The organism is Neorhizobium fuzhouense (genome assembly GCF_042611105.1).
GTDB lineage: Bacteria > Pseudomonadota > Alphaproteobacteria > Rhizobiales > Rhizobiaceae > Neorhizobium > Neorhizobium galegae_A.
On the sequence record NZ_JBHFFP010000008.1, the window covers coordinates 236,943 to 246,995 of the forward strand.

The 10,053-nt window shown below is 64.2% G+C and carries 7 protein-coding genes and 1 pseudogene; 5 read left to right on the forward strand and 3 right to left on the reverse strand.

Annotation, left to right across the window (positions count from 1 at the left end):
• Nucleotides 1–74: 74 nt before the first annotated feature.
• Nucleotides 75–596 carry a MarR family winged helix-turn-helix transcriptional regulator gene (locus ACEXP3_RS15995; RefSeq protein WP_377298167.1) on the reverse strand — a complete coding sequence of 174 codons (522 nt, stop codon included), beginning with the start codon at nt 594–596 and terminating at the stop codon, nt 75–77.
• 200 nt (nt 597–796) lie between these two features.
• Between ACEXP3_RS15995 and ACEXP3_RS16000 the strand changes: the two genes are divergently transcribed.
• From ACEXP3_RS16000 to fhuB, 4 genes are all read left to right on the forward strand, one after another.
• Nucleotides 797–2,380, forward strand: a complete 1,584-nt coding sequence (locus ACEXP3_RS16000) for an AMP-binding protein (RefSeq protein WP_245366513.1) — start codon at nt 797–799, stop codon at nt 2,378–2,380.
• Nucleotides 2,381–2,719: 339 nt separating this feature from the next.
• Complete coding sequence (locus ACEXP3_RS16005; protein WP_377298168.1) at nt 2,720–3,535, forward strand: ATP-binding cassette domain-containing protein; 816 nt, start codon at nt 2,720–2,722, stop codon at nt 3,533–3,535.
• A 7-nt stretch (nt 3,536–3,542) separates the two neighbouring features.
• Nucleotides 3,543–4,427: an ABC transporter substrate-binding protein gene (locus ACEXP3_RS16010; RefSeq protein ID WP_377298169.1), complete on the forward strand. Its 885-nt coding sequence runs from the start codon at nt 3,543–3,545 to the stop codon at nt 4,425–4,427.
• Nucleotides 4,424–6,394 (forward strand): Fe(3+)-hydroxamate ABC transporter permease FhuB, encoded by a 1,971-nt coding sequence (gene fhuB / locus ACEXP3_RS16015; protein ID WP_377298170.1) that lies wholly within the window; start codon nt 4,424–4,426, stop codon nt 6,392–6,394. The genes ACEXP3_RS16010 and fhuB overlap by 4 nt, the downstream gene beginning before the upstream one ends.
• Nucleotides 6,395–6,450: 56 nt before the next feature.
• Here the strand turns inward: fhuB and fhuF are convergent, their stop codons facing one another.
• Nucleotides 6,451–7,269 (reverse strand): siderophore-iron reductase FhuF, encoded by an 819-nt coding sequence (fhuF, locus tag ACEXP3_RS16020; RefSeq protein WP_377298171.1) that lies wholly within the window; start codon nt 7,267–7,269, stop codon nt 6,451–6,453.
• Between the two features lie 11 nt (nt 7,270–7,280).
• A complete protein-coding gene (locus ACEXP3_RS16025) occupies nt 7,281–9,422 on the reverse strand; it encodes a TonB-dependent siderophore receptor (RefSeq protein WP_377298172.1) in 2,142 nt (713 codons plus the stop codon).
• A 475-nt stretch (nt 9,423–9,897) separates the two neighbouring features.
• On the opposite strand from ACEXP3_RS16025, the pseudogene ACEXP3_RS16030 reads away from it, so the two are divergent.
• Nucleotides 9,898–10,053: pseudogene (locus ACEXP3_RS16030) on the forward strand (plasmid partitioning protein RepA); the annotation flags it as partial.

Sequence of the window (10,053 nt, forward strand, 5' to 3'; positions counted from 1 at the left end):
AGCCATTGTCCAGTCGCAAAGCACCCGGAAAACTCGCTTTGGCGCGCAGGTGACGGCCCTGATCGGCGGGAAGCTCAGGCGCTGCGGCGTTCATAAAGCCGGCGCAGCAGCGTGATGAGCTGCGCCCGCTCCTCGCCCGAAAGCACGGCCAGAAAGCTGTCCTCGTGGTGGTCGATAATGCCGTGGACGCGCTCGAGCGTGGAAACACCCTCTGGCGACAGCCGGATTTCATGCCGCCGCCGGTCGATCTTCGATGCACGCCGTTCGATCAGGCCGCGCGACAGCAGGCGCTTGACCATGCTCATCATGGTGGCGCGGTCCATCGACAGCGCCTGGGCGATATCCGCCTGCGAGGCGCCCGGATTGGTGGCGATCAGCTCCAGTGCCGCAAGCTGTTTCTGCGTGAGATCGTAATCGGCAACGGCTGCGGCAAAATCCCGGTAGAGCGCCAGATGCGCCATGCGCAGGTGATAACCCACAAGCTGCTGCAGCCAGCTGCGTTCCAGTTCGTCCTCTGAACTATCGGCGGCCACGGGGGATGGCGCGGGCTGTTTGTCCCGCCTCCTGCCAAGAGACCGCTTTTCATCCGGCGCCATCGATTCGTCCTTCTTCTGTCGCGCTAAAGTCTAGCGGCATGGGACCCGGGCCGCCATGGCACGCAACCTCTTTAAAAACAGGACGGGCACACGCCTTTCCGGCCGTCCGCGGCCCGCGTCCATCTTGCCAAGGCCATGGTAAAATCGTATGTCTTGCATACTATTTGATCGTGGAGGCGATCTGCCGGAGGAGGCAATTCATGCATGTGACCGAAGTGGATATGGCAGGCTTTGCCGCGGGCAATTCCTTTACGCTGGTAGCAGAAGATCCGGTCGGCTACCGCGCCAGGGTCTCGCCGGAGCGGGTGGCGACGCGCCTTCTGCCCGAGGGCAAGACGCTCACCTATGCGCAGCTGGACGACCGCATCGCCCGCTGTGCCGCCTTTCTGTTTGAGAAGTTTCAGGCGCGCGGCGAGGGGTTCCGCGTGGCGGGCCTTGGGCGCAACAGCGTCGATCTTCTGGTCATGGCCTTTGCCTGCCAGCGCATCCGGGCGATCTTCGTGCCGCTCAACTGGCGCCTCGGCATTGGCGAACTCACCGGCATCGTTGCCGATTGCACGCCCGAACTGGTGGTCTACGAAACGGAATTCGAGGCGGCGGCGCAGGCGCTGAAGAATGCAGCGCCCCATCTTGCGATCCTGCCTTATCTTGGCGGTGACGGCAGTCTCGATGCCCGTCTTGCGCAGACGGCGCCGATGAAGCGGCTGCGCGGCGATGCCGACAAGCCGGCGATCCTGCTTTACACATCCGGCACCACGGGCACGCCGAAAGGCGTCATCCTGACGCGGCGCAACCTCTTCTATTCCGCAGTGAATTTTTCGTTCGTCGGCGAGGTCGTGCCCGGTTCCGTCACCTTCTGCGACCTGCCCTTCTTCCACACGATCGGCCTTGTGGCGATTGCCCGCACCACGCTGATGATGGGCGGCACGCTGGTGATTTCAGACCGGTTTCTGCCCGAGCGCACGATTGCCTGCCTGAACGATGACGAGATCGGCGTGACGCATTATTTCGCCGTGCCGCAGATGGCGTCCATCCTGCGCGACCAGAAGGGCTATTCGCCCGAACGCATGGCACGGCTGAAGGCGATCTTCATCGGCGGTGCGCCGCTGCCGCCGCCGCTCGTGGATGCCTACCTGAAGGATGGCGTGGCGCTGGTCAACGGCTATGGCATGAGCGAGGCGGGCACCGTCATGCACATGCCGCTCGACGAGACGGAGATTGCCCGTCGCCACGGCAGCGTCGGCTTCCCGGCCCCGCTCATCGAGGTGAAGATCTGCGACGAGGAGGGCCGCCACTGCGACAGCGGCGAGATCGGCGAATTGTGGATCCGCGGTCCCTCGGTCTCGCCCGGCTACTGGCAGAAGCCGGAGCAGACGGCAGCCGCCTTCGTGGATGGCTGGTTCCGCACCGGCGACATGGTGCGCTGTGACGAGGACGGCTTCCATGTCATCGCCGACCGGCTGAAGGACATGTATATTTCCGGCGGCGAGAACGTCTATCCGGCAGAGGTGGAAGCTGCCATCGGCAGTCATCCGGCAGTCGGCGAAGTGGCCGTGATCGGGGTTGCCGATGACCGCTGGGGTGAGGTGGGGGCAGCCTTCATCGTGCGCCGCCCGGATGTGAACCTCGACGCCGAAACCGTGAAGGCCCATTGCGGCGAGCGCCTTGCCGCCTACAAGCGCCCGACGCATGTGATCTTCGTCGACGCCATTCCGCGCAATGCGGCCGGAAAGCCGATGAAGCATGTGCTGCGCGCCGAGTGGAAGACCCGAAGCGCCGCGTGAGTTTCATTGCGGACGGGGGCAGGCGGTATGGGCGGCCCCGGAGGCCCTTCGCCCGTCTTGACGAGGTGAAGATGGCGGCAGCCGGATGAGGGGCTAACTCATGAACTTTATCAAATGATTAGCCCCTCACCCCGGCCCTTTCCCCGCACGCGGGAGAGGGAGAGAAGGCGTTGAGGATGCGGCTCTCAGCTACGTCCTGGACTTGATGAGCAGTCGGGGAAGGCAAGCGTCTGTCAACGCGTATTCCGTTTCCCGCATGGCCGCGCAAATATACTTGATAAACTTATTCATATTTAGTAGGCCCGCTGCTGTTCCCATCCCTGCCGACAGGAGACAGCCATGGACGCGCGCTCACCCGATCTATCGCCCGGTTCCCGTCCGGCGGCGGCCTTTCGCACCGAGGCGCTGGGCTTTGCGGTGGAGGGACGCTCGCTTCTTGCGGATATCTCCATTTCCTTTGCACCCGGCACGATCTGCGGCCTCGTCGGCCATAACGGGTCGGGCAAGTCGACGCTCCTGAAACTGCTCGCCCGCCAGCAGGCGCCCACCGCCGGCAGGCTGTTTTTTGGCGAAAAGCCGCTGGAAGCGATGGGCGCCCAGGCCTTTGCCCGTCAGGTGGCCTATCTGCCGCAGGATGTGACTGCGGCCAATACCATGACGGTGCGGGAACTGGTTGCCTGCGGGCGCTATCCCTGGCACGGCGCGCTTGGCCGTTTTTCCGATCTTGATGCCCACAAAGTCGAGGAGGCGCTGGCGCTCACCCACATGGAGCAGCTTTCCGATCGCCTGGTCGATACGCTTTCCGGCGGCGAGCGGCAGCGCGCCTGGCTTGCCATGCTGATGGCGCAGGATACCGGCTGCCTTCTTCTGGACGAGCCGACCTCGGCGCTCGACATCGCCCACCAGATGGAGGTGCTGGCCCTGGTGCGGCGCCTCTCGCACGAAAAGGGCCTTGGTGTCGTCATCGTGCTGCACGACATCAATATGGCGGCGCGCTTCTGCGACCGGCTCTATGCGTTGAAGGCCGGCCGGCTGATCGCTCAAGGTGAGCCGCAGGCGCTGATGACGGCCGAAACGCTCCACGACATCTACGGCATCGAGATGAACGTGACGCGCCATCCGGCGCTCGACATTCCGCTTGCCTATGTCTGCTGAGAAGCCGATGTCCCTTGCCTTGACCCGACGCGGCTTCATCGCCGCCGGTGCCGCCTGTGTCCTGAGGCCCGATCTGGCGCTTTCGGCCGGCCCGCAGCGGATCGTCAGCCTCGATTACGGTCTCGCCTCGACGCTTCTTTCGCTCGGCATCGTGCCGAAGGCCGTCGCCTCGCGTGCGGACTGGGATGTCTGGGTGATCGAGCCGGACCTGCCGGCAGAGGTTGTCGATCTCGGCAGTTCCTGGGAGATCAATTTCGAGGTTCTGACCAGCCTGCGGCCGGATCTGATCCTCACCACCCCGTTCAATGCGGCGTTGACGCCGCGGCTGGAGGCGGTGGCGCCGACGCTGAGCCTCGGTGTCTTCACCGCAGATGGCGGCGATGTGCTGCCAAAGGCCTTTGCCGCCACGCGGGCGCTGGCCGCCCGGGTGGAGAGGAAGGACGAGGGCGATGCCTTCATCGCCCGCACGGAGGCCTTTTTCAATGAGTGCCGCGCGCGCATTGCCCGCATCGGTGCACCGCCGCTGGCGCTTCTGAGTTTCCTCGATTCCCGCCATGCCCGCATCTACACCGCGCCCGGCCTTTATCACAATGTCATGCAGCGGATCGGCCTTGCCAATGCCTGGACGGCGCCCGGCAATTTCTGGGGCTTTGAAACCATCGGCATCGAGCGGCTGGCGGAGATGAAAGATCCCGCGACGCGCCTGATCATCTTTGAGCCTGTTCCGGCGGATGTGATGCCGAAACTGGAAGAAAGCCCGCTTTGGCAGGCGCTGCCCTTTGCGCGGCCGGGCCAGTTTGCGGTGCTGCCCGGCGCGCTGATGTTCGGCATGCTGAACGATGCCATGCGTTTTGCCCGTCTGATCACCGACCATCTGGAGCAGGCGGCATGAGCCTCAAATCGCATCTCGGTCCGGCCGCCATAGTCGTGGTGCTGCTTGGCCTGTCGCTTGTCCTGGCGGCCCCGCAGGCAGCCGTGCTGATGGGGAATGCGGACGCAGCCACCGGCTCTGCCATGCATCGCCTCGTCTTTTTGAACTCCACGCTGCCGCGCATGGCAACCGCGCTTCTGGCCGGCGCCTCGCTTGCGCTGTCGGGCGCGCTCTTCCAGCAGGTGCTGCGCAACCCGCTTGCCTCTCCCACCACGCTTGGCATTTCGGCCGGTGCCAATCTGGCGCTGGTTGCCGTGACGCTGTTCGTCCCCGGTCTCCTCGGCTTCGGGCGGGATCTGGTGGCACTTTGCGGCAGTGCGGCCGCTGCCGGCCTCGTCTTTCTGATGGGAGCGCGGCAGAAGTTTTCCCCCATCTCGCTCGTCATGTCCGGTCTCGTCGTCAGCCTCTGGTGCGGTGCCCTCTCGGCGGTGCTGATGCTCCTCAACGAGCGCTATCTGGTCAGCCTCTTCATCTGGGGGGCCGGGTCGCTGTCGCAACAGAGCTGGGCGATCCCGCTGTCGCTTGCCCCGAAGCTTGCCCTCGTCTGCCTTGTCGTTGCAGCCATCCTGCGCCCGCTTCTGCTCAATGAACTGGGCGATGCAGGTGCGCGCGCGCTCGGCGTCCATATGGTCCGGCTGCGGGTGGTCGCGGTCATGGCGGCCGTGGCGCTTGCCGCCTTCGTCACCAGCGCCGTCGGCGTCATCGGCTTTATCGGGCTGGTCTCGCCCACCATTGCCCGCCTTGCCGGTGCGCGGCGCGCCGGTCAGCAACTCGTCTGGTCGACGCTGATCGGGGCGGCACTGCTGTTCTTGACCGATACGGCCCTTCTTGCCACGGCCGGCGCCTTTGCCGATTTCCTGCCGACCGGCGCCGTCACCGCCATCTTCGGCTCGCCGCTTCTGCTGATCCTGCTGCCGCGTCTCAAGATCCGCCACCGCTTGATGGAGGCTGAGGCACCGGTGTCGCTTAACCCGGCAACGGCCCGTCTTGCCATGCGCCTGGTGCTGCCGGCAGCCGTTCTGGTTCTGGCCGTCGCGCTCGCGTTCGGCCGCAGTCCCGATCTCGGCTTTACGTTGATGCCGCCGGATCTCGCCAGCGATCTGATGGCGCTGAGGCTGCCGCGAATCGCCGCCGCCTTCTTTTCCGGCGCCATGCTGGCGGTTGCCGGCACGATCCTGCAGCGGTTGACGGGCAATGAAATGGCAAGTCCGGAAGTGCTCGGCATCAGTGCCGGTGCAACGATTGGCGTGGCGGCTGCTGTGTTTCTGGTTGCAGCCCCCGGTCTTGGCGCGCAGCTCGGCTTCTCGGCGCTCGGGGCGTTTGCCGTGCTCTCGGTGATCTTTCTTCTCGCCGCGCGCTCGGGCCTGCAGCCGGAGCGGGTGCTTCTGGCCGGCATTGCGCTGAGCGCCATGGTGGATGCGGTGATCGGCGTGATCGGTGCCACCGGCGACCCGCGCGCGGTCTTCCTCCTGCGCTGGATGAGCGGCTCCACCTACAGCGTGTCGGCCTTCGGCGCGCTGATGGGGGCGGTTCTCGCCGTGCTGCTGATTTCCGGTAGTGCGTTCATGCGCCGCTGGCTCGAGCTTCTGCCGCTCGGCTCGTCTGCCGCCTCGGCACTCGGCGTTCCGGTCGGGCGAGCCCGCTTTCTGCTTCTGACCCTTGCGGGCCTGCTCAGTGCCGCTGCCACCATGAGCGTCGGGCCGCTGAGCTTCGTCGGGCTGATGGCGCCGCATCTTTCCCGCCAGCTCGGTTTCGTGCGCGCCACACCGCAACTCTTCGGCGGGGCGCTGATCGGCGGCATGCTGATGGTCGCGGCAGACTGGCTGGGCCGCAGCCTTGCCTATCCTTACGAAATTCCGGCCGGTCTCGTCTCGGCGCTGATCGGCGCGCCTTTCCTCATCCTCCTGATGCGTCGCGCGCGGGCCTGACGGAGAGGCGTCGCAGCGGCGGGGTGAGCCGAATAAGAAGCGGGGCCGCGGAAAAATCAGGGGCCGGTTGCGCGCCCTTCCGGCACCGGGCAGATCGCGCCGCAGCCGCCGACGCCCTTCACCGCATAGCGCAGGCAACAGATGCGCCGGTTGCCGCAATATTCGCCCTTGTCGGTCAAGGCGACGGTCACGAGCCGCGCCAGCGGATTTCGCCAGCCGTCCGGCCAGGCCTGGCTTTCCGTGATCAGCCGGCCCTCGTCGCCAAGCGGGGAGCCCGCCTGCTGTCCGATCTCGTGGATGATCCAGGAGAGATAGGCGGACGTGTTGGTCCAGAGGGTTTTGCGGCCAAGGCCGGTCTGGGCGGCAAGCTGCGTGAACAGCGGATCGAAATGATGGCGGATGACGGGCGCCATGCCCGCATAGACATCCGCCTGCGCATCGACATGGCCGGCATGCGGCAGAAGAAAGCCGCGCGGCGTGCCGCTCTGGCGGTCGATGATGAGGCTCGCCTCGTCAAGCGACAGCGGTAGCACGCGACGCAGTTCCAGAAAGGTGATGGCCGCCCCGATCACGAGGTTTGCGCAGTAAAACAGCGACCAGAGCGAAACAAGCGCCCGACGGTCGGTGTCGGGCGCGTGGTTTTGGGCATAGCGGTCGATGAGGGTGTCGAAGGTGCCAGGGTCGGTCAGGCTGGCGCAGGGCACGATATCGGCATCCGCAGGCGCCTCGAGCAGAAGGCGGCCGCGGCAATAGGCGGCATAGCGCTTGCCCGTTGCCGCAACCACCAGATCGCCGATATCGGTGACGGACGCGCAGCCGTCGTCCAGCGTCTGCGCGTCCGTCACCTCTTTCGCCTTTGTCGTGCCCTGCTGCACTCTTAAGCCCCTTACCAGGTGTATTTCACCGTGCCGAGGACGCTGCGCCGGTCGCCGTAGAAGCAGTTGCCGTAGTAGCAGGTGGTCTCGTATTCCTTGTCGAACAGGTTCTTCGCCGTCACCTGCAGGCTCAGATTGTCGGTGACCTTGTAGAGCGCCGACAAATCAAACAGCGTATAGCCGGACACTTTGGTGGTGTTTGCGTTGTCGCCGTAGCTCTGGCCGACATAGCGCACGCCGCCGCCAAGCGTCAGGTCGCCGCGCTTGCCGTCGCCGGGCAGCGTGTAGGAGAGCCAGGCGGAGGCCAGATGATCCGGCACGCGTTCGGGCCGGTTGCCGACATTTGCGCCGCCCTCGCCCCGGGTGATTTCGGCATCCCAGTAGGAATAGGCAAGCGTTGCCGACCAGTGGTCGGTGAGCGCGAACTTGCCTTCCAGCTCGATGCCGCGCACGCGCACCTCGCCGATCTGCACCTGGACGCTGGGGTTGACGGTGCTTGGCACATTGGTCTGCGTCAGGTCGAAATAGGCGAGCGTAAAGAGGCCGTCAAAGCCCTCCGGCTGGTATTTCACGCCCACTTCATACTGTTCGCCTTCCTGCGGCTTCAGGCTGACGCTTGCGCCGTAATTGACCGTCGGCGTCACCAGCGGCTGGAATGAGGTGGAGTAATTGGCATAGGCGGCAAATTCTGGCGTGACCTTGTAGGTGAGCCCGATGCGCTTGGTGAACTTGCTGTCGGTATTGTCGTCCTGCGTGCCCGTGAGAAGGTAATCCGCCTTGGTGTTGACGTGGTCCCAGCGGCCGCCGAGCGTCAGGATCCACTTGTCGTCGAGTGTCAGCTGTTCCTGCGCGTAAAGGCCGAGCGCCTTCTGCTTCACCTTCCAGTCGACATAAGGTCCAAGATTGATGCAGGAGAGGCCGCAATAGACGGGATTATAGATGTCGAGCGGGCCGGCAGTGCCGATAAGGATGTTCTCGTGCGTGTCGTCATAGGCGTAATCGAGGCCGATCAGCGTCTTGCTCTCGTATCGCTCGCCGCTCATGTCGTATTGCAGCTGGTTGTCGATGGCATAGCGATCGGCCACGCCGTCGACCGAAAAGGCGCTGCGGCTCGCCGCCGGATTGGTGGAGGCGCCGTAGACGTCCGCATAGTCGAGGCTGACATGGGTGTAGCGTGCCGTCTGGCGGAACGTCAGGCCCTCTGCCAGTTCGTGGCTGAAGATATAGCCGACATCCTTCTGGATGGTATTGAAGTGGTTGAAATCCGGTTCGCCGAGGAAGGTTTCGATATCGATGTTGGACCCTTGCGGGATGCCGCGGGCGGTCGACGAATCGCGCTTGCTGTAATCGGTGAGGATGGTCAAAGACGTGCCGGCATCCGGACTGATGGTCAGCGCCGGCGCAATGTAGAGCCGGTCGTCATTGGTATAGTCCATTCCGAGATCGGCATTCTGCCACTTGGCCGTCAGGCGATAGGAAAAAACACCGTCCTTGTCGATCGGGCCGCCGAAATCCGTGCCGGTTTCCAGGTGGCCATCGCCAAACGTGGTGTAAAGCTCGGCATGGGCCTCATCCTGCGGCTGCTTGGTGACGGAATTGATCAGGCCGCCGGGGCTGTTCAGGCCAAACAGACTGGAGGTGGAGCCTTTCAGCACCTCGACGCGCTCCTGCCCATAGGGCTCGAGGCGCTGGGCGGTGTACCAGGCCGGCACGCGGGCCGAAAGCCCGTCGCGATAGGTGCCGAGCGTCGTGCCGTCGAAACCGCGGATGCGGAAATAATCGTAGCGCGAATCGGAGCCGAATTCGTTGACGGAAACGCCGGCGGTATAAGCGATCACATCCTGCACATTCTGGGCGTCGCGGGCGCGGAATTCCTTGGCGGTGACGACCGAAACGGAGGCCGGCACGTCAATCAGCGGCGCATCGGTCTTGGAGCCCACGCGTGCCTGTTTGGCAACGATCGACCGGTCGGTCTGGCCTTCGCGGGTCGAGCCTTGCACCAGCACCGGCGCAAGCACAGTTCCGTTGGCGCTGTCGTTTGCTGCGTCCTGAGCGGTCGCGCCGGTTGCGGCAGCCATCAGGCCAAGCGCTGCCACGCTGGCGCGAAGTGCGGCGCGACGGCTGAAAGAGCGGTCAAACTTCTGTGCCTTCATTGACGGCGAGACGGCTCGCTGTCCGGATAATCCTGCGATCATCGTCATACATTCCCCTGTCACATCCGCTGGTTTTGTCCCCCGCGGGTACTGCGGCGCGAAAATATAAACATGCAAACGTGAGTCAACTTTAAAGTTGATGAATGCAGTCATATTCCAGAGGCTGTGGCCGGGGAGTGGCGTTCGGTCGAAAACGGGTGTCGACGTCAAGTGGTTAATTCACGTTAACCAAAAAAAACTTGACGCGACTCTCTGACTGCATCAAGCCTGTAACGGCGAGAAGGCGGATATGAGGTCTTTCAGCGTTAGAGGGTTTCCCCTCTGTTAGCGATCGAGACGGGCGTATAAGATCACCAGACAGAATCGTCTCCGCCTGACGCGGGGATGTGTCATCCGGTCTTTCAGATTGCAGCGCAGTCTCTGGAAGGCAAGAGGGCAGGGGCTGCCGCACAGCGGCGGATTGACGGAGATAAGCATGGCGTCCACGGCGCGCGACACGGCAAAGACAAAGACGGCAGGCGGGCTCGAGGAGACGCGTCAGCCCGCTGACGTGACGATTGCCGCCGATGCGCAGGCGCTGTCGGAGCAGCTGAAGGCCATGCGCGAGCGGCTGTTTCCGCCGGCCGCCTCC

Bases quoted from the DNA above. Each gene is read 5' to 3' on its own strand.
- ACEXP3_RS15995 (WP_377298167.1), bottom strand. From the start codon at position 596: ATGGCGCCGGATGAAAAGCGGTCTCTTGGCAGGAGGCGGGACAAACAG.
- ACEXP3_RS16000 (WP_245366513.1), top strand. From the start codon at position 797: ATGCATGTGACCGAAGTGGATATGGCAGGCTTTGCCGCGGGCAATTCC.
- ACEXP3_RS16005 (WP_377298168.1), top strand. From the start codon at position 2,720: ATGGACGCGCGCTCACCCGATCTATCGCCCGGTTCCCGTCCGGCGGCG.
- ACEXP3_RS16010 (WP_377298169.1), top strand. From the start codon at position 3,543: ATGTCCCTTGCCTTGACCCGACGCGGCTTCATCGCCGCCGGTGCCGCC.
- fhuB (WP_377298170.1), top strand. From the start codon at position 4,424: ATGAGCCTCAAATCGCATCTCGGTCCGGCCGCCATAGTCGTGGTGCTG.
- ACEXP3_RS16025 (WP_377298172.1), bottom strand. From the start codon at position 9,422: ATGAAGGCACAGAAGTTTGACCGCTCTTTCAGCCGTCGCGCCGCACTT.